We start from the raw sequence: 18,630 nt of genomic DNA on the forward strand, positions 1-18,630 counted from the left end.
ATGTTCCCGAAATACTTTTATGACATTATATTTTTGTTGAGCTATATTAAATTTGTTGTATGTGCGCGACTCGTTTTTTTCCAGCCCGTAATTATAAATGCATGTTCCCGAAAGACTTTTATGACATTATATTTTTGTTGAGCTATATATATTAAATTTGTTGTATGTGCGCGACCCGTTTTTTTCCAGCCCGTAATTATAAATGTATGTTCCCGAAATACTTTTATGACATTATATTTTTGTTGAGCTATATTAAATTTGTTGTATGTGTGTAGCCCGTTTTTTTTCAGCCCGTAATTATAAATGTATGTTCCCGAAATACTTTTATGACATTATATTTTTGTTGAGCTATATTAAATTTGTTATATGTGCGCGACCCGTTTTTTTTCCTGTCCGTAATTATAAATGCATGTTCCCGAAATATTTTAATCATGATTTACATTATACATTTATAAATTCTTTGGCTATAAAATTAGGATTATGGCATGGCTGAAATTTTTATAGGAGGTCAAATATTTATCATGAAGAAATTTTTATTAGTTATCGCTATTTTTTGCGTACTCGTTTCGACGGCATTTGCTGAAGAATTAATCATCAACAAGGACAAAAGCGAAATAATAATCCCTGCTGAAGTCAACGGCAAATATTTAGTTAGTCCCACTAAGCACGCTCTATCGTTCTATAAGGGCGGCAACGGCGAGAAATCTATTATGCGAGCTCTTGTCAGCGAAATTGACTATTACAATGCTTTAATCGAACTCGGCGCAACCCCCGGAAATAACATCAAGCCAGAAGACATGAAAGCAAAATCAAGCGCAGAAGGTAAATCAACAGAAGGCAGCAAATTAACAGTTTTTCTCACGTGGGAAGGCTCAAACGGTGAAATCCCTCTTGATGACGCAATAGAGACTCATACTCCCGACGGCAAAACAAGAGCTTTAGACTTGAGATTCACGGGAAATTTAGAATTTGCGCAAAGGAGTCATCCGGGCTGCTTTATATGCCTTGACTCGTGTGCAGCAGGAATAAGCACAAATGCAGCTTGGCCGACCGGAGCAATGAATAATAAAGAAGTCAGCTTCAAGGGAAATTCAAAAGTTTTACCCCCCGACGGAACAAGAGTAAATGTCATTGTGAGGCTCGTAAAATAAATGCTTGCCCGCTTGTATAATTCTTTCGTGCTTGGTCTATTAATCAGCGTAATATTGTCACAAAATGAGTGGCTCGAAATGCGCATAAATATCGGCTGGGTATTCTTTGCGCTTGTTATCGTGTTATTCTTGATTATGAGCGTGCTAAAAATTTTTTCGTCCTTCACAGCTTCATTAGTCAGCGTAATAATTTCTTGTGCTGGAATCTGGTATTTAACCGGCTCTGAAGGCGTGAAAATAATTCCTGCTTCGATAATCCGTGAAGGCATAATGCAGCGTAATATATCATTTGAGGCGATTAATTATGCGTTAATTGCTGTAATAATTGCGGGATTAGTTCTGACATTTTTATTTAGGCATGAACATTAAAAAATTTTTATTCCGTGTGGCCGTGAAAATGGATATGTTTTTTGCGGCCGGTAAAATTTTAAGGCGTTCAACAGGGAAATCTCGAATCGTTTTTTTTCCGGGGTGCAGCTTGTCGGGTTATAATCCTGATTATGTTTTCATGACGCGTGATTATTTGCGTAAAAATTTGGGTAATTGCGGAATATTGACGGCCTGTTGTGCGAAACCTTTAAAGCTGATAGGAGACTCGAAAACTTTTACGCGCCGAATCGAAAGTGTTAAACATGAGCTAGACACTATGAACGCTGAAATAATTATTACAGCCTGCCAGAATTGCTATAATATTTTGCGTAAATATGACACAAAGCGAAAAATTTTATCGTTATGGCCGTTAATGCAGAGATTCGGACTTGATGAAAAATTACATAATAAATTTTCAGGTCTTGAGGCAAGTATACAGGACTCGTGCGTCAGTACTCCTGAAATTAGAAAAAGTGTGCGCGAGATATTAAATTTTCTGGGCGTTAATGTCCGTGAGTTTGCAAAAATTAAGTGCTGCGGAGGAAATCAGACTCTAACGTCATGTGATTCGCGTTATGGCCGTGAGTGCATGAGAAAACGTGCAAATGAGTCGCCTTGTAATGTGATAATATCTTATTGTGCGTCGTGCAGGTCTTCTATGAGCATTGACGGAACACACAAGAGCATTTATTTACTTGATTTAATTTTCGGGAACGGTGAGTCATCGGATGTAAAATCTAATTTCTTGAATCGCTTTATTACAGCAAATAAAGTAAAGGAGTAAAAAATTTTATGGAAACGTATTATAACCCTGAAGATTTAGAAAAATTTGCAACAATGGGAGAATTTGCGCCGGACTTATGGGAAAAATTTATGTCATATTACGGTGCAGTCTTTGAGTCGGGAGCACTCACAAAACGCGAGAAAGCATTAATTGCCTTAGCCGTAGCTCATGCCGTGCAGTGTCCTTATTGTATTGACGCTTACACACAAAGCTGCTTAGAAAACGGAGTCAACGAAGAACAAATGACCGAAGCAATTCACGTAGCCTGCGCATTAAGGGGAGGAGCGTCCCTCGTTCACGGCGTGCAGATGAAAAATATCGCGAAGAGGTTATCAATGTGAGCGAAATAAAAAATTTTGAGTCAATGATTGATAATCCCGCGCTGAAATTTACGGCCGGGAAATTAAGAGTCCTTCAAGTCAATATCGGGAGCTTATGTAATCTCGCCTGCAAGCACTGTCATGTAAACGCAGGATCTAACAGAACTGAAATAATGACTCGCGAAACAATGCAGCATATTTTAAGAGTGCTAAATAATTTCGAGACTCTCGACATTACCGGCGGTGCTCCTGAAATGAATCCAGATTTTAAATATTTAGTCGATGAAGCTGCTAAAACGGGGATTCATGTTATTGTAAGAAGTAATTTAGTCATTCTCACTCAAAAAGGTTATGAAGATCTTCCGAAATTTTTTGCTGACAGAAATATCGAAATCGCTGCATCATTGCCATATTACTCCGAAAATGACTGCGACAGACAAAGGGGCGCGGGAACGTTCAAAGCCGCAATTACAGCACTGAAAAATTTAAATTCTCTCGGTTACGGCATAAATGAAAATTTACCGCTTGACTTAGTCTATAATCCTGGAGGAGCTTTCCTGCCCCCTGATCAAAGCGAATTAGAGAATGAATACAGACTCCATTTGCGAAAAAATTACGGGGTCGAATTTACCCATTTATTTGCGATAACTAATAATCCGATCGGGCGGTTCGGCGATTTCTTGAGGCGCACTAACAATTTTGACAGGTACATGAAGAGACTTTATGACGCGTTCAACCCTTCAGCACTTGAAAATATGATGTGCAGATTTCAACTTTCTGTAGGCTGGGACGGAAAATTATACGACTGCGATTTTAATCAGCCATTAGGACTCACAATTAACGGCCCGCAAAATATCAGCGAGCTAAACGAGATTCACAGCAGAGAAATAAAATTTGCTAACCATTGTTACGCCTGCACAGCTGGGAGCGGGTCAAGCTGCGGAGGTACAACGGCATAAATGAAAGTCTCAATAATAGTCCCTGTCCTTAACGAGTCAGAAAGAATCGGGAAATTAATTAGTTCGCTCATGAATCTTAACGGCAGCAAAGAAATTATCATATCCGACGGAGGCAGCACAGACGGAACACTTTATAAGCTCGAAAAATTTTGCGACATAACAATTATAAATGCTCCTTCAGGCCGTGCAGCTCAAATGAACGCGGGCGCAGATAAATCAACGGGAGATATTTTATTTTTTCTTCACGCTGACTCTGTTGTATCGCCTTCCTGCATTCAAGATATAATCAACGCGGTTAAAAACGGTTTTGACGGGGGATTCTTCAAATTATATTTCTATGATGCTGATGATAAATTTATGAACTTTATCGCAAGGACTTCACACACGAGAGCAAAAAATTTCAGTTTGATATTTGGGGATCAGGGGCTATTTTTGAGGCGTGATATTTTCATGAGTCTGGGAGGTTTTGCAAAAGTTGATTTAATGGAGGATTGGGAGATTTCGCGGAGACTCAGAAAATTTAAAATTTGTGCGCTTGATAGTTTAATCGGGACTTCTGCGAGACGTTATATCGAAAACGGGCGGTTTAAAACGTGGCTGAAGATGAATATAATCAAGACTCTTTACATAATGGGAGTATCAACTAAAATTTTGAGGCGCATTTATGACGGCAGATAACGCAATAATAATTTTTTCGCGTCTACCAATCGGCCAAGAGACAAAAACGAGGCTAGCACCGATTTTCAACGAGACTCAGCGCGAAAGACTGCATTTAGCTATGTGGCAGGACATTTTTTCGGAGCTTGTAAAGTTGCGTGATACAGATATTTTTTTGTACTGGACGGGCAGCGGCGATATAAAAAATTATCTGCAATTTATTCCGGCAAAATTTTATCTCAGACATCAGGAAGGCTGCAATCTCGGCGAAAAAATGAAGAATGCCATACACGAAATTTTTAGCGGGTCTTATAAGCGCGCATTAATTATCGGTGCTGATATTCCTTCAATGAGAGCTGCAAATCTTGAACGCGCTTTTAACGTGCTGAATAATAGTGATGTCGTAATAGGCCCTTCTGAAGACGGCGGTTACTGGCTAATCGGCATGAAAAAATTTATTCCCGACGCTTTTAATATAGCAACATGGGGAAATTCGAGCGTTTTAGAGTCTACAATTAAGAGTCTAAAGAATGCGGGAATCTCATATAATTTTGCTGATATATTAAATGATTTGGACACGCCCGACGACATAAAAAATTTTCATGACGAAGACAGACTCACATACAAATTTATTATGCTATAATCGCTGCATAAGATCCCGGCAAATTTTATTTATTGTGATGAAGAAATATTTTTTGCGACGATAAAAGCTGTGAATAATTTTTGTTGCCGGACCAATTCACAGAGAAAAAATTTTTAGGAGAGATTCAATAATGACAGAACGCGAAAAAATGACCGCCGGAGAATTATACAGCCCCACTGATAATGAGTTAGTTGTCTTGCGTCAAAAGGCTCATAAATTATGCGCGCAATATAATCAAATAGTTAATGACGAGGACGAATTAAAATATTCAATCCTGCGTGAACTTTTGCCGAATTATGATCCTGACGAAATATATTTTCAAGGGCCTATTTATTTCGATTACGGGTTTAATACTCACATTGGGAAAAACTTTTACGCAAATTTTAATACTACGATTCTTGACGTTTGTCCGGTTTATATCGGCGATAATGTCATGTTAGGAAATAATGTATCACTATTGACTCCGCTTCACCCGCTCGAATATAAAAAACGAAATCCCCGCATTGATTCAAACGGGGAAATAATTATTCTCGAATACGGAAAGCCCATCACAATCGAGTCTAATTGCTGGCTCGCCGGAAATGTTACAGTTATTGCCGGAGTCAAAATTGGTGCAGGCAGCGTAATTGGTGCAGGAAGTGTCGTAACGCGCGATATTCCGCCAAATTCTTTAGCCGCCGGAGTCCCTTGCAAAGTTATTCGAGAGATTCAACAGTGAGAAATTGCGGCAAAACTTTCTCAAGCTCACTAAATTTATATTCGCCGATTGATTTACCCTCCCGGAACAATAACGCGCCTCCGGGAGTACCTGCTATTCCGAATTGAGCGTGCTTTGCTTCTTTTGGGCCGTTGACCTCGCAGCCCATTACAGCAACTGATACACCGTCGGGCAAATTTTTTAATAATGGCTCAACAATTTTTACGAGATTCATAACGTCTGCGCGCCTTCTTCCGCATGTAGGACAGGAAATTAAATTTACTCCTCTGACTCTCAAGTCAAGCGCTTTTAAAATCTCATAACCGACTCTTACTTCGCGTTCGGGTTCGTCAGTGAGTGAGACTCTCAAAGTGTCGCCGATTCCCTGTGATAATAAATTTGCGATACATGCTGTACCTTTTACGACTCCTCCGTCGCCCGGCCCAGCTTCAGTTAAACCTATGTGCATAGGGAAATCAGGATAATTTTTCGCGATTAAAATATTTGCATTCACACATTCATTTACATTTGAAGATTTTGCAGAGAGAATCAAATTTGTAAAATTATTGCGTAATAATAATTCGGCCTGCTCACGTACTGCGATAAATAGTGCTTGAGATCTATTGCCTTGTGCTTGATCTAGTTGCGCTTGAGAGAGTGAACCGCCGTTAGCGCCGATTCTTATAACAACATTAAGACTCTTTGCTGCAGTTATTACGTCATTTAATTTATTAAGCGGCATATTTCCGGGATTGATTCTTATCGCACGGCAGCCGGACTCCATTGCAAGAATAGCTAAAGCCGGATCAAAATGTATATCGGCCATTATAGTTAATTTTGTGTGAGAGACTAAATATTTTAAGTCATCAGCAAATTTTTTATCGGGAAGAGCAGCACGAGCCATTTCACAGCCGCAATTAATGAGCCTTTCGCATTGTGATAGACATTCTTCGCGCTTATCGAGAGAAATTTTTAACATGCTTTCGACTCTGACGGGAGAATTTCCGCCGATTGTCAGAGAATTTATATTTACTTGATTTTTACTGTACATGATTTCACCTGCTGAAAAATTTTATTTATTATAGCAAAGTCAAAGTTTTACAGCTGTTCAAGTGCATAATAAATCCCGCAAAAACTTTTACATTTTCACGGGAATTATTGCTATAAATATATTAAGTTCACCGGCCTCATAATGGCGCATTCAAAGTATTAATTGGTTCCCCGCACGGAATCAGTAGTTCCCACCCACCCGCCCGTTTAACGTGTACTCCACGCACTGTGAAAATTTAATGAGTCATAAATAAATTGTATACGTCCTTGCAAGTTATAAGAATCATCAGCGAAATTAACAGCACAAATCCCGCCGTGTGTATCCATGTCTCAACTTTTTCAGGGAGCCTGCGTCTAATAATCATTTCGAGCAGAACAAATAAAATTCTTCCGCCGTCAAGTGCTGGAATGGGAAATAAATTCAATATTCCTAAATTCAACGCAATAATCGCAATAAACGTTATGAAATCCCACGCACCCGACTTCATCGCACGCCCCGACATTGAAGCAATACCTACAGGCCCCGTTACATCTGCGTCACGCTTTCTCGTGATTAAATCATAGAGTCCCCGCAACATCATTGTACTCATTCTATAAATGTAGCCCGCTGAACTAGTAAACGCCTGAATTAACCCGTAACGCACATATGAAGGCGAGACCCCAAGCATTGGCCGGCCATATTCTTTATTGACTGGGACATTAACGGAAATTTTTAGAATCTCTTCACCGCGCTTTATTTCGAGAGTCAAATTTGAATCCTTCAAGCTATCGACTCTAATTTTCTCGGACATTTCGCGCCACTTTGAGACTTTCGAGTCATTTATCGACAAAATTTCATCGCCCGCACGCAAGCCCGCAATTTGTGAAGGGAAGCCCGGCATAATTTCGCCGATTTTCGTGTGATCCATGTCTAGGACTCCATGACCATAAAGAAAAATAGCAGTCAATAACACCGCAAGTAAAATATTAAATAATGAACCGTTCAGCAAAATAAAAAATCTCTTCCACGCCGGCTGTTCGTTGAATCCTCTTCCGGTAATTACATACTCGTCGTCGTATTCTTCGTCCATTCCTGCGAGCCTGCAAAATCCCCCAATCGGCAAAATTCTAATTGACCATAACATATTATTTTTGTCTCTGTGCTGAAAAATTGCCGGCCCCATCCCGAACGCAAATTCATGAACCTGCACGCCTAAAATTTTTGCAGTGATATAATGCCCGTATTCATGAACGACAACACACACTGCAATGACTATAATAAAAGCTATAATGCTAGCTAACAATTTTTGCTGCCTCCTGTTACATAAAAATTTTTCATGCGCTGTAATGCCTCGTTTATGTATCGAGTCGGACATGCAATATTCCAACGTTCGAAACATTCGCCTTGACTCCCGAATATATAGCCCTCGTCAAAGAATAATTTTGCTTTGCTGTGATTCAATTCTTCAAGATCGCTGTAACTCAGGCCAAGCGCGCGGCAGTCAAGCCACAATAAATAAGTACCTTCGAGATTATATGCTTTTATTGACGGGATTTCACGCGCAAGAAAGTCGATTATAATTTTTTTGTTCGTGTCGATAACATTAATTGCCTCGTCGAGCCACTTTGCACAGAATTTATAAGCAGCTTCACACGCCCTGTAGCCTAAAATATTGCATTTGGGATTAGGATTCGAGAGCTTGAGGGAGTCAAGATATTGCGCGCGTAAATTTTCGTTCGGGATAAAAATATTTGAAGTCTGGAGTCCTGCAATATTAAAACTTTTGCTCGGAGCTGTGCATGTTATAGAATTTTCTGCGAACTCTTCACTAATCGACGCAAAAACCGTGTGAGTGAATCCCGGCATAATTAAATCATGATGAATTTCATCACTTATGACGAGCACATTATATTTCATGCAGATTTCGCCCATTTTGATTAACTCATCGCGAGTCCAGACTCTTCCGACGGGATTATGAGGGCTGCAGAGAATAAATAATTTTGTGTCCTGTCTGCTTGCTTTGCGCTCAAAGTCTTCAAAGTCGATTTCGTAAGTTTTTCCGGTGTCAATTAACGGACAGTCAACTAATACTCTTTTCGTGAAATTTATAGCCATGTACATTGGATAATAAACGGGAGTCAATAACATAACACCGTCGCCAAGTCTTGTATAAGTCTTCACGGCCTCAAAAAATGCGTCGACAACCCCGTGAGTGTTTAGAATCCATTCCGGTTTTGCGTTCCAGTTATGGCGGGTCTTCATCCAATTGCAGACTGTTTCGCGATATTCATGAGTCGGATTAGAGTAGCCCATTATTGAATTATCGAGCTCATTTTTTAACGCGCTAATTATTTCGGGAGGTGTAAGAAATTCCATATCAGCAACAGAAAACGGGATTATGTCATCTGACTCGCTGACTCCGAATTTAATTAACTCGTCCCATTTGCCTGAACCTGTGTTAAAGCGCTTGTGCAAGTCTTCAAAATTGTATGTCATTTATTTTTTCTCCTCGTGTAAAAATGGTCGGAATAAGCTGCAAAACGTGAGTCTAACAAGATTTAACGCTCTCAGCCAATATGTAAATTTGCATGATTTAATCAATCCGCATATAGCTTGACTTAAAAATGGCGATATTTCGTGCTTATATTTCGAGATAGTTTACGCGCTTCAAAGTATAAGCCAGTGCAAAATGTGCGGTTTTCCATGCAGTTTTTGCTAAGTCGGGTCTATTAATGCTCATGTAATAATTATAACGGTCGAAGGCTATAAATTTTCTGTCGTGGAACTCTCGAATGTCAAATTTTGTGCGCTTTAATGTGCCTGTGAGTCCATTGCTATTTTTCCGGTAAACGTATAAAACTTGATTCAGCAAAACTATTTTATTGCAAGCACCTATTATTCTATGTATAGTAGCTGTGTCTTCGTGCCTGTAAATTTGTGTTGGAAATCGAAGCCCGTTAAATATTTCAGATTTATATAATTTTGTCCATAAAACGCCGTACTCTGCTGCAAACGGTGAAGTAATGAACGACGATAAAGCCTCATTGCGCGATACAACTTTAATTGACTCTTTCATTTTATTTTTGCGTGGAATGGGGTTATCGTTTTCATCAACGCGCGAATAACTGCATATGCTCAAATCTGCGTCATTCTCGATTAGGGCATTATATAAATTTTCGTACATTTCCGGCAAAATATAATCATCACTGTCAATGAAGCCCACAAGAGTCCCCGTCATGATGTTGAGTCCTGCATTTCTTGCTCTTGTTTCTCTGCCGTTTTCTTTGTGAATAACTTTGATTCGCGAGTCTTTATTTGCCCATTCGTCGCACATTGCCGGACAGTTATCTGGGGAGCCGTCATCAACTAAAATTATTTCGAGATTCGTATAAGTCTGCTTCACTATGCTGTCAATGCACTTGTTTAAATATTTCTCGACATTATAAACTGGTACAATAACGGAAATTAGCGGCTGCATTTATGAGTTCTCCTGCTTGATGTACGGCCGAAATAAGCTGCGCAACCAATAAAGCGAAAGTTTGCCGACTCTCAGCCAGTATGAAAATTTTCCGGTCTTGATTAATCTATAAATTGTCTCGCGCATAAAGGGTGATAATTCTTTCCTGAACTGCCAATAATTTAAGCGTTCCATTAGTCCCAATGCATGAGTATAATTATCGCACTTTGTAACAAGTCCTGCTAAATCGGGTCTGTTAATGCCCATGAAATAATTATAACGTTCATTAAATGCAAATAATGTGTATTGAAATTTATGTTTATCGAAAATATTTTGCGCAGATCGTCCAACTATGCTGTCATCGCGTTTAAGATAGAAGTAAAAAATTTCGTTGCTCAAAATTATTTTATTGCAGACTCCGTAAGTTTTATGAGCTGTTGCGTAGTCCTCGTAAAGCACTCCTTCAGGAAAACGTATAGAGTCAAAAATTTCACTCTTATATAATTTCGTAGGAGCTATAACAGTTAATCTATTGCAAACAAGCATTCTTAAAGCCTCTTCGCGCGACAATAATTTTATCGTGATTGGACGGCCTTTAATGTCCGGTTCGGGCTTATCCTCGAAAACGTCAATACCTGCACAAATGCTCATATCCGCGTCATATTCCTGCATTAAATTATATAATCTCTCGTGCATTTCCGGCCCGACGTAATCATCACTGTCAATGAAGCTGACTAGACTCCCCGTCATGATGTCGAGTCCTGCATTTCTTGCGCTTGAGAGTCCGCCGTTTTTCTTGTGAATGACTTTAACTCGCGAGTCTTTCTTTGCCCATTCGTCGCACATTGCCGGACAGTTATCTGGGGAGCCGTCATCAACTAAAATTATTTCCTGATTCTTGTATGTCTGATTAACAATGCTTTCGACACACTTATTTAAATATTTCTCGACTTTATAAACAGGAACAATAACGGAAATTAGCGGCTGAGTCATTTATAAAGTTTTCCTCCTGCTGAAAAATTTTTATAAATTCTATCACACAAAGAGTGCTCTAACCGCATTCAAGACCGCAAGCACCATTACTCCGACATCAGCAAAGACAGCCAGCCACATATCAGCGAGTCCCATTGCACCCAGCACAAGACACAATAATTTTATCCCGACCGAGAAATAAATATTTTGCTTCACTATGCGCATGACTTTGCGGGAAATTTTTACAGCTCGTGAAACTTTTTGCGGGTCATCGTCCATTAATACAACGTCAGCAGCTTCAATTGCAGCATCAGAGCCAAGCCCGCCCATAGCAATCCCTACATCAGCACGCGCTAAAACAGGAGCGTCATTTATTCCATCGCCTATGAAAGCCGTTATCCCTGTGCGTGAAATTTCTTCGAGTTTTCTTACTTTATCAGCCGGCAATAATTCAGCGTAAAACTCTTTAATGCCGAGTAAGTCTGCTACTTCCTTTGCTGACTCGTTATTATCGCCCGTGAGCATGATAATTTTTTCGACTCCGCAATTTTTGAGCGATTCTATTGCAGATTTTGACTCAGGTTTTATCACGTCAGAAATTACTATATGTCCGGCATAATTATTATTGATTGCTGTATGAATGATAGTTCCGGTTTTGTCGCATTTGTGCCAGTTCGCGTTAATTGACTGCATAAATTTTGAATTTCCTGCGCAGATAATATCTCCGTTGACTTTAGCTTTTACGCCATAGCCGGGGATTTCTTGAGAGTCTTCGATAATGCATGAGTCTGACTCGTTTTTGTATGCGCGCTTAATAGAGTCTGCTACAGGATGATTCGAGAATCTTTCGACGTGTGCGGCCAAGTGCAATAATTCTTGAGAGTCTATAATTTCAGGATGGATCGCACTGACCTCAAAGACTCCCCGCGTTAAAGTCCCAGTTTTGTCGAATACTGCGCATGAAAGTTTTGCGAGCGACTCAATAAAATTAGACCCCTTCACGAGAATCCCGGAACGTCCTGCACCGCCGATTCCAGCAAAAAAAGTTAATGGAATACTTATAACTAACGCACATGGACAGCTAATAACAAGAAAAGTCAACGCGCGATAAATCCATTTGCCGAAATTCTGCCCAGTCAATAACGCCGGAATAACCGCAATCATAACAGCACATGCACACACAAAAGGAGTATAAATTTTTGCGAATCGTGAAATAAAATTTTCTGTCTTGGCCTTGTTTGAGCTTGAGTTCTCGACTAACTCTAAAATTTTCGCAGCTGTTGAGTCTTTATATTCGCGTGTTGTCTTAATCTTTATGACTCCTTCAAGATTTATAGAACCGCTTAAAACGTTATCGCCTTCATTAAAATTTTTCGGGAGGCTTTCTCCTGTTAATGCTCTCATGTCAAGCGCGGATTTTCCGGAAATTATTACGCCGTCAAGTGGTATTTTTTCGCCCGGTTTGACGATTATAATACTTCCTGTTTTGACATTTTCGGGGGGGACTCGTTTTAGTTCGTGATTTGATTCTATATTTGCGTAATCGGGTCTGAGCTTCATTAAAGCTGTAACACTTTTTCTGCTCTTACCGACTGCATAATCTTCGAAAAGTTCACCGATCTTGTAAAATATCATCACGGCAGAGGCTTCTATATAATCACCGTCATCATGAAACGCGATAATTAATGCGCCTATAGTAGCTATTGACATCAAAAAATTTTCGTCAAATATTTCACGTTCTCTAATGCCTTCCCACGCTTCAAGAATGACATCATAACCGGCGATTAAATAAGGCACAAGATAAAGCAAAAATCTGCTGACACCCTTAACCGGCAAAAAATTAATAACTGCAAGCATAACAATAGAGAGGACTACACGACAAAGAGTCCTAAACATTTTTATGGCCTCCTGAATAAATAATCAAACGTTCATTTGAATATTTGACATTATAGCGCGTTAAAAATTTTCGTCAATTGCGGGACATGAAATATTAAAAATTGCTTCGATTGATTTGTGCAATAAATTAGCTTCCGGTAAAGAGTCATTTAATGAGTAGTGAATTTCTTGGCCGATTCTTTGAGTCTTGACGAGGTTAGAACGCTTCAATAACTGCAAGTGATGAGAGATAACAGCTTTGCTCATTCCGACGGCTGCTGCAATATCAGAGACACACTCTCTGCTATGACAAAGAATCCATAAAATTTTTAGTCGTGTAGGGTCGCCAAGAGTTTTAAAGATTTCGGCGGCATTAATAAATTTCTCGTTGTCAGGAATCTTTGCGAGAACAGATTTTATATTTGTATTGTGATCGTGAGGCAAATTTATATTCATGCTTTCAAGTCCTTTGCTAATGAGTGAATATATTATCTCACAAAAAAAGGGAAGCCCGTAAAAGCTCCCCCAGTTAAAAATTTTTATGATTGGAATTACTGCGATATTTCAGTGATTGCGCCGAAAGTGTTTACTTCTCTGTTAGTCTCAAGAATAAATACTGTGTCAGACTCTTCTACAGTTCTGGGCGTGCTTGACATGTCATCAACAAACATGCTGCTTGATCCGAATGTAATATCAGTTGTGCCGTATGTAGTCTCGATTGCGTTACTTCCGGTGTAATCAGTGTATGAGCTTGTTGAGTCGGTGCCGGTGTCTGTGCTTGTGTCGTCTCCGCTTGGAGGTGTAACATCGCCGTTTCCGGGTGTTGTACCGCCGCCGCCTTGTGCTGAAGTATAATTATACACAAACGAGTCAGACTTGTAATAACCCATATCATAATCGAGTCCGCCTTCTCCTGCCGGTGCTGTCTCGCTTGTGCCTGCTGTAACGTTGAGTGTTCCCTCATTAAGAATAATCCAGCCGTTAGAGTCGATTCCGTCGCCGCCGCTTGATGTTACTGTAACAGTTCCGCCGTTCATAGTGAAGACTGAAATATAATCCTCGTTTACATTAATTCCGTCGTCGGGTGCAGTTACATTAATTGTGCCTGAGTCAATTGTCATGTGCATTTCTGCGTCAAGACCTTCATATGTTGTAGAAGTAATATTCAGAGTTCCTGACGTTGCGCCGCTCTCTAATCCGATCACCATAGAGACAAACGAGTAAAAAGCTCCGTCCATTTTGTACATTTTTGATTGTGCGCCGATATTTGTGCCGTCGACTTTGTAAATTGCGTCTGAATCTGTGTCGCTGAGTGAGTATTTCGGTTTGAGCTTCAATATTCTGTAGACATTTGCACCGGTAAAATTATTTGTTGAACCGTCAGCGATTATGACTCTTGCGCCTGCATTCTCTGCTACATATGAGCCAACGTCAAATGAAGCCATATCTTCGTCTTGATCGCACTCATAGACATTATGAAACACTAAAGCCGGAGCAACGTCGCAGCTTACTTCTACGCCGTCAAGAATAATAGTAACGATTGCGCTTGAGTCCTTCTTGGGTTTGCTTGCTGTGCTTGCGTCTATCCAAATTTGTCCGTGCCATTTTCCGGAGAGTCTATAAGTTCCGGGCTGTGTGATGTGAAGAACGGGATTATTATATGCCTCGCTAGCTGAATGAGTCATAGTGCTGTATGCTGTAATGCTGCTGTCTGTCGTTGCTGAAATTTTTGCGCTTGCAGTTCCCGGTAATGCAGGAGGATTCCCGCCGTTTTGATTCGGAGGAGTCATATTTCCGCCGTCAGGAGGAGTCATTCCGCCTTCACCAGGTGCAGCACCGCCGCCCATGCCGTTAATTTGCATAGGAAGAGTCGCGAAAATGTATTTGCTTGCGTCGCCGTAATCACTGCCATAATCGGAATCTGCTGCGTATTCTGCAACTGCATTTGCTACTGAGTCCGAGTTTGCATTGTAATAAACGACATATTCTGTGTCTTGATCTTTCTGGGCTGTATTTGAAGTTGTGAACGTTAAATCACTTGTCATATAACGAACATCGCGCGCAATATAGACTCCGTTTGTTGGAATAGTTACGAGCGATAAATATTCGTCCTCGTCATATTCTGTTGTGCCGTCGATTCCTTGTGTCCAGTATTCGTCTGCGTGGTCTGGGTCAGCGTGCCATACATAATTTTGCGGGCTGATAGTGTCTCCGTCAACTGTTGCAGTACTCGTGTTAAGAACTATATTAATTACTTCGCTATCGTCATATTCAAGTGAAGCCGTACTCACTGACGCTGTAGAAATTGTGAGACCGTTATACATTAATTGAGTCCCGTTTGAGCGCGTTACATTTGTGCTTGTTGTGTCCGTGCCTTTACCTTTGGGATTATAAGCAAACACGACTTTATCATTTGAGTCGAGAATTACAACGGAGTCGCCGCTGAGATTATTTGCGAAACCGAGATTTAATGCTGCCTGATTGTTTGTGTTTGCAATGGGAGCAATATAAACTTGTGGATCTCCGCTAGCATTGACTAATGAAGCATTCTTATAAATTTTGTAAGTCTCTCCGCGAATAAATGACGGTGAAGAAACGCTCATAACCTGCGCCGAAGTTGCTGTGTTGTTATTGCTGGAGCTTGAACCAGAGCTAGAATGATGATGACCGCAGCCCGATAACGACATCAAGAAAAACGCCGTTATAACAATATAAATTAGCCATGAAAATTTTTTGAACATTTTGTTATAATCCTTTCCATTAATGAATTATGCGAGAGATTTTATCACAAAACATTTTATTTATGCACTATAATGAACACAAATTTATTATTTTTTCAGGAGGACGGCTGTAAATTATGCAAGAAAATAAAATAGTTTCAATGGTCGAAGGTTCATTTTGTATAGCATTAGGCTTTGTGTTGTCGAGATTTGTGTTGTTCAGGCTGCCTCAAGACGGAGCAATAAGTTTCGAGCTTACACCGTGAATTATTTTCACATATAGACGGGGCTTAAAATGGGGTATGATTTCAGGTGCGATATACGGGATAATTAGATTAATATTCGGCGGATATTTTATGAATGTGATTCAAGTTTTGCTTGATTACCCGTTAGCTTTTGCATGTGTGGGCTTTGCGGCGATTTCCCCGAAAATTTTAGGGATTATTATTGTGGCGGTAGGCACGATTTCATGCAGTGTTATATCAGGAGTTATATTTTTCGCGTAATTTGCACCCGAAGGCCAGCACCCTTTTATATATTCGTTAATTGTCAATGTGCCAGTTCTCGGAGGATTATATATTTTGTCAGGGATAACGGCTTTAATACTTTGGAAATATCTGCAAAAATTTCTGTCTTAACAACGCAAGCACTTACAAGCAAAGTCAAAGGCGAAAAACTTTTTTTGCAATCGGGGCCAGTTGTGCGACGATAATTACTCCCGTTGCCCTCTTTAATACGGGAAAAATAACACAAGGCCAGTACGGACTCGAATGTCAAAGGCGAAAAACTTTTTTACGACCGGTGCCGATTGCGCGTCATCAGCTGCTAACGTTGGCCGCAGCAAAAATCATTTATTGCCATTATCGCTAATTCAATGCAAAGTGTATTACTCTCTACTCAATTTCTTCTTCCCACCCACCCACCCGGATAGGCTTCGTAATCTCTACGGCGAAAAGTTTTTACAGCTACCCAAGTGCATTTGCTATATAATCATAACATCATGGAAATAAACAGAAAAAATTATATCAGCAAAATATTAATCGCAGGAGCTTCAAGCAGTGCAGGAAAAACGACTCTCTCATGCGGGTTATTGTGTGCATTGAGTAAACGAGGCTTGAAAATTTCTGCGTACAAGACCGGCCCTGACTATATCGACCCTCAACATTTAAGACTCGCCGGAAATTGTGAAGCGTTCAATCTCGATACTTGGTTGATGAATGAAAATTTAACCCGCAAACTTTTCGCAATTACTTCACATGATAAAGACTTCGCGCTGATTGAGGGAGCAATGGGACTCTATGACGGCGGAATTTACAGCACGGCAAATATCGCAAAACTGTTGAATGTTCCTGTAATTCTAGTGATAAATGCAAAGTCTCTCGGTGAAAGCGTTGCAGCTGTTGCGTCAGGTTTTCGCGATTATGACAAGAAAATTAATTTTGCAGGAGTAATTATAAATTTCGCAGGCTCTGACTCTCACGTGAAAATTATCGCTGAATCCCTCGAACGCGCAAATATAAAATTTTTAGGTGCATTAAAGCGCAGTGATAATATAGCAATTCCTGAACGCCATTTAGGTTTATTGCCGACTCATGAGCAGAAAAATTTTGACTCTGATAAATTAGCTGACATAATCGAAAAATCTATAAATCTTGACGAAATTATTAGAATCGCGAAAGAGTCTGCGAGCCCTCAAGAAAATTTTATCACGCAAAAAATTTCATCATGCAGAAAAATTATAGCCATTGCACGCGATGAAGCATTTAATTTCTATTATCCCGAAAGTTTAATGACGCTAAAAAATTTAGGTGCTGAGTTAATTTATTTCTCGCCCATTCATGATAAAAAGTTGCCTCGTGCTGACTCTTATATTTTCGGCGGAGGTTTCCCGGAAATTTTTGCGCGTGAATTAGCTGCTAATATTTCAATGCTTGAGAGTGTGAGATCATGCGACAAAAAAATTTTAGCTGAGTGCGGCGGATTCATGTATTTATGCAGAAGCCTTGAGGACTTGAACGGCGAAAAATTTAATATGACAGGCTTGATAAATGCAAATTCTTTCATGACTAATAGACCCGTCATAGGCTATCTTGAGGCGCGTGCGTTGAGAAATAATATAATTTGCGGTTCGGGCGAAATTTTACGCGGTCATGAGTTCCATTATTCGCGAATAAAGCCGGACTCCTGCGCGTTTGAGTTCACACGGCCAAGAACAGGCGAGACTCACACGGGCGGTTATGCAATGAATAATATTTTAGCGTCGTACCTGCATATAAATTTTTTCGGCAATGAACGATTTGCAGCAAATTTCTTGACTTCAAGCAGACTCTAAGCGTTTATAATATTCACGAAATTTAAATTATTAATCAGGAGGAAATTTTTTCATGAGAACATTTATATTTTCATTATTAATTATCGCGTTATTGACATGTTCAGCCGGTGCAGCGAGCGCAAAAAGTTTAGTAGTTGTCTTCTCACGTGCTGACGAAAATTACACAGTCGGCTACATTCTGAAGGGTAATACTATGATTCTTGCTGAAATGATCGCGCAGAAAACAAATTCTGATTTATTCGAAGTCAAACCGGCAGTAAAATATGCAGCAGATTATGATACCTGCATAGCCGTCGCAAAAGATGAGCAGAACAAAAACGCCCGCCCGGCCTTCTTAGAAGATAAGGACATCAGCGAATATGATACTATTTTCTTAGGTTATCCGATTTGGTGGGGAGATTTGCCTATGTGCCTTTACACGTTTATAGAGGCTCACAACTGGGAAGGCAAAAAAGTTTATCCGTTCTGCACACACGAAGGCAGCGGAATCGGACGCACAGAAAGTAATCTCAAACGTTCAATGAATGGCGCAGAAATCTTTAAGGGACTATCAATCAGGGGCGCAACAGCACAGAATAATAAAGCAAGTGCAGAGAAAAGCGTTAATGATTGGCTGAAAGGTTTAGGATTCTAAAATGTTTTGTTTCGCCGCCTCGCTCCCACC

Annotated in this window: 20 protein-coding genes; 12 read left to right on the forward strand and 8 right to left on the reverse strand. The window is 40.0% G+C overall.

Annotated features, from left to right (window positions below):
- Window positions 1-521 precede the first annotated feature (521 nt).
- The 8 genes from IJT21_08380 (at window position 522) to IJT21_08415 (ending at window position 5,601) form a co-directional block, all read left to right on the forward strand.
- On the forward strand, window positions 522-1,151 hold the full coding sequence (locus IJT21_08380) for a hypothetical protein (protein MBQ7578265.1): 630 nt from the start codon (window positions 522-524) through the stop codon (window positions 1,149-1,151).
- On the forward strand, window positions 1,152-1,520 hold the full coding sequence (locus IJT21_08385) for a hypothetical protein (protein MBQ7578266.1): 369 nt from the start codon (window positions 1,152-1,154) through the stop codon (window positions 1,518-1,520).
- A 28-nt stretch (window positions 1,521-1,548) separates the two neighbouring features.
- Window positions 1,549-2,304 carry a (Fe-S)-binding protein gene (locus IJT21_08390; protein ID MBQ7578267.1) on the forward strand — a complete coding sequence of 252 codons (756 nt, stop codon included), beginning with the start codon at window positions 1,549-1,551 and terminating at the stop codon, window positions 2,302-2,304.
- An 8-nt stretch (window positions 2,305-2,312) separates the two neighbouring features.
- On the forward strand, window positions 2,313-2,645 hold the full coding sequence (locus tag IJT21_08395; protein MBQ7578268.1) for a carboxymuconolactone decarboxylase family protein: 333 nt from the start codon (window positions 2,313-2,315) through the stop codon (window positions 2,643-2,645).
- Between the two features lie 23 nt (window positions 2,646-2,668).
- Window positions 2,669-3,583 carry an arsenosugar biosynthesis radical SAM protein ArsS gene (arsS, locus tag IJT21_08400; protein ID MBQ7578269.1) on the forward strand — a complete coding sequence of 305 codons (915 nt, stop codon included), beginning with the start codon at window positions 2,669-2,671 and terminating at the stop codon, window positions 3,581-3,583.
- Window positions 3,584-4,261: a TIGR04283 family arsenosugar biosynthesis glycosyltransferase gene (locus tag IJT21_08405; protein ID MBQ7578270.1), complete on the forward strand. Its 678-nt coding sequence runs from the start codon at window positions 3,584-3,586 to the stop codon at window positions 4,259-4,261.
- Window positions 4,248-4,883, forward strand: coding sequence for a TIGR04282 family arsenosugar biosynthesis glycosyltransferase (locus tag IJT21_08410; GenBank protein ID MBQ7578271.1), 636 nt, complete (start codon window positions 4,248-4,250; stop codon window positions 4,881-4,883). The genes IJT21_08405 and IJT21_08410 overlap by 14 nt, the downstream gene beginning before the upstream one ends.
- A 130-nt stretch (window positions 4,884-5,013) precedes the next feature.
- Complete coding sequence (locus IJT21_08415) at window positions 5,014-5,601, forward strand: sugar O-acetyltransferase (GenBank protein MBQ7578272.1); 588 nt, start codon at window positions 5,014-5,016, stop codon at window positions 5,599-5,601.
- Here IJT21_08415 and ispG read toward each other — a convergent pair.
- The 8 genes from ispG to IJT21_08455 form a co-directional block, all read right to left on the reverse strand.
- The gene (gene ispG, locus IJT21_08420; protein MBQ7578273.1) at window positions 5,579-6,631 is read right to left on the reverse strand and encodes a (E)-4-hydroxy-3-methylbut-2-enyl-diphosphate synthase; all 1,053 of its coding nucleotides are present in this window, start codon (window positions 6,629-6,631) and stop codon (window positions 5,579-5,581) included. The genes IJT21_08415 and ispG overlap by 23 nt on opposite strands.
- Window positions 6,632-6,866: 235 nt before the next feature.
- Window positions 6,867-7,913, reverse strand: a complete 1,047-nt coding sequence (gene rseP, locus IJT21_08425; GenBank protein MBQ7578274.1) for an RIP metalloprotease RseP — start codon at window positions 7,911-7,913, stop codon at window positions 6,867-6,869.
- Window positions 7,907-9,106 carry a pyridoxal phosphate-dependent aminotransferase gene (locus IJT21_08430; protein ID MBQ7578275.1) on the reverse strand — a complete coding sequence of 400 codons (1,200 nt, stop codon included), beginning with the start codon at window positions 9,104-9,106 and terminating at the stop codon, window positions 7,907-7,909. Before IJT21_08430 ends, rseP begins: the two co-directional genes overlap by 7 nt.
- Window positions 9,107-9,251: 145 nt before the next feature.
- Window positions 9,252-10,088: a glycosyltransferase gene (locus tag IJT21_08435; protein MBQ7578276.1), complete on the reverse strand. Its 837-nt coding sequence runs from the start codon at window positions 10,086-10,088 to the stop codon at window positions 9,252-9,254.
- Window positions 10,089-11,060 carry a glycosyltransferase family 2 protein gene (locus tag IJT21_08440; GenBank protein MBQ7578277.1) on the reverse strand — a complete coding sequence of 324 codons (972 nt, stop codon included), beginning with the start codon at window positions 11,058-11,060 and terminating at the stop codon, window positions 10,089-10,091.
- Between the two features lie 42 nt (window positions 11,061-11,102).
- The gene (gene cadA / locus IJT21_08445) at window positions 11,103-12,935 is read right to left on the reverse strand and encodes a cadmium-translocating P-type ATPase (protein MBQ7578278.1); all 1,833 of its coding nucleotides are present in this window, start codon (window positions 12,933-12,935) and stop codon (window positions 11,103-11,105) included.
- Window positions 12,936-12,995: 60 nt separating this feature from the next.
- Window positions 12,996-13,370, reverse strand: a complete 375-nt coding sequence (locus tag IJT21_08450; GenBank protein ID MBQ7578279.1) for a winged helix-turn-helix transcriptional regulator — start codon at window positions 13,368-13,370, stop codon at window positions 12,996-12,998.
- 95 nt (window positions 13,371-13,465) lie between these two features.
- Window positions 13,466-15,655, reverse strand: a complete 2,190-nt coding sequence (locus IJT21_08455; GenBank protein MBQ7578280.1) for a carbohydrate-binding domain-containing protein — start codon at window positions 15,653-15,655, stop codon at window positions 13,466-13,468.
- A gap of 281 nt (window positions 15,656-15,936) precedes the next feature.
- On the opposite strand from IJT21_08455, the gene IJT21_08460 reads away from it, so the two are divergent.
- The 4 genes from IJT21_08460 to IJT21_08475 all read left to right on the forward strand — a co-directional run bounded on the left by IJT21_08460 (window position 15,937) and on the right by IJT21_08475 (window position 18,600).
- On the forward strand, window positions 15,937-16,140 hold the full coding sequence (locus tag IJT21_08460; protein MBQ7578281.1) for an energy-coupled thiamine transporter ThiT: 204 nt from the start codon (window positions 15,937-15,939) through the stop codon (window positions 16,138-16,140).
- A 27-nt stretch (window positions 16,141-16,167) separates the two neighbouring features.
- Complete coding sequence (locus tag IJT21_08465) at window positions 16,168-16,272, forward strand: hypothetical protein (GenBank protein MBQ7578282.1); 105 nt, start codon at window positions 16,168-16,170, stop codon at window positions 16,270-16,272.
- A gap of 362 nt (window positions 16,273-16,634) precedes the next feature.
- Window positions 16,635-17,966: a cobyrinate a,c-diamide synthase gene (locus IJT21_08470; protein ID MBQ7578283.1), complete on the forward strand. Its 1,332-nt coding sequence runs from the start codon at window positions 16,635-16,637 to the stop codon at window positions 17,964-17,966.
- Window positions 17,967-18,018: 52 nt separating this feature from the next.
- Window positions 18,019-18,600, forward strand: a complete 582-nt coding sequence (locus IJT21_08475) for a flavodoxin (GenBank protein ID MBQ7578284.1) — start codon at window positions 18,019-18,021, stop codon at window positions 18,598-18,600.
- Window positions 18,601-18,630: the final 30 nt, after the last annotated feature.

The sequence above is a fragment of the Synergistaceae bacterium genome (assembly GCA_017443945.1).
In the GTDB taxonomy this organism is placed as follows: domain Bacteria; phylum Synergistota; class Synergistia; order Synergistales; family Aminobacteriaceae; genus JAFUXM01.

Bases quoted from the DNA above. Each gene is read 5' to 3' on its own strand.
- IJT21_08380 (MBQ7578265.1), top strand. From the start codon at position 522: ATGAAGAAATTTTTATTAGTTATCGCTATTTTTTGCGTACTCGTTTCG.
- IJT21_08385 (MBQ7578266.1), top strand. From the start codon at position 1,152: ATGCTTGCCCGCTTGTATAATTCTTTCGTGCTTGGTCTATTAATCAGC.
- IJT21_08390 (MBQ7578267.1), top strand. From the start codon at position 1,549: ATGGATATGTTTTTTGCGGCCGGTAAAATTTTAAGGCGTTCAACAGGG.
- IJT21_08395 (MBQ7578268.1), top strand. From the start codon at position 2,313: ATGGAAACGTATTATAACCCTGAAGATTTAGAAAAATTTGCAACAATG.
- arsS (MBQ7578269.1), top strand. From the start codon at position 2,669: ATGATTGATAATCCCGCGCTGAAATTTACGGCCGGGAAATTAAGAGTC.
- IJT21_08405 (MBQ7578270.1), top strand. From the start codon at position 3,584: ATGAAAGTCTCAATAATAGTCCCTGTCCTTAACGAGTCAGAAAGAATC.
- IJT21_08410 (MBQ7578271.1), top strand. From the start codon at position 4,248: ATGACGGCAGATAACGCAATAATAATTTTTTCGCGTCTACCAATCGGC.
- IJT21_08415 (MBQ7578272.1), top strand. From the start codon at position 5,014: ATGACAGAACGCGAAAAAATGACCGCCGGAGAATTATACAGCCCCACT.
- ispG (MBQ7578273.1), bottom strand. From the start codon at position 6,631: ATGTACAGTAAAAATCAAGTAAATATAAATTCTCTGACAATCGGCGGA.
- IJT21_08430 (MBQ7578275.1), bottom strand. From the start codon at position 9,106: ATGACATACAATTTTGAAGACTTGCACAAGCGCTTTAACACAGGTTCA.
- IJT21_08435 (MBQ7578276.1), bottom strand. From the start codon at position 10,088: ATGCAGCCGCTAATTTCCGTTATTGTACCAGTTTATAATGTCGAGAAA.
- IJT21_08440 (MBQ7578277.1), bottom strand. From the start codon at position 11,060: ATGACTCAGCCGCTAATTTCCGTTATTGTTCCTGTTTATAAAGTCGAG.
- cadA (MBQ7578278.1), bottom strand. From the start codon at position 12,935: ATGTTTAGGACTCTTTGTCGTGTAGTCCTCTCTATTGTTATGCTTGCA.
- IJT21_08450 (MBQ7578279.1), bottom strand. From the start codon at position 13,370: ATGAATATAAATTTGCCTCACGATCACAATACAAATATAAAATCTGTT.
- IJT21_08455 (MBQ7578280.1), bottom strand. From the start codon at position 15,655: ATGTTCAAAAAATTTTCATGGCTAATTTATATTGTTATAACGGCGTTT.
- IJT21_08460 (MBQ7578281.1), top strand. From the start codon at position 15,937: ATGATTTCAGGTGCGATATACGGGATAATTAGATTAATATTCGGCGGA.
- IJT21_08470 (MBQ7578283.1), top strand. From the start codon at position 16,635: ATGGAAATAAACAGAAAAAATTATATCAGCAAAATATTAATCGCAGGA.
- IJT21_08475 (MBQ7578284.1), top strand. From the start codon at position 18,019: ATGAGAACATTTATATTTTCATTATTAATTATCGCGTTATTGACATGT.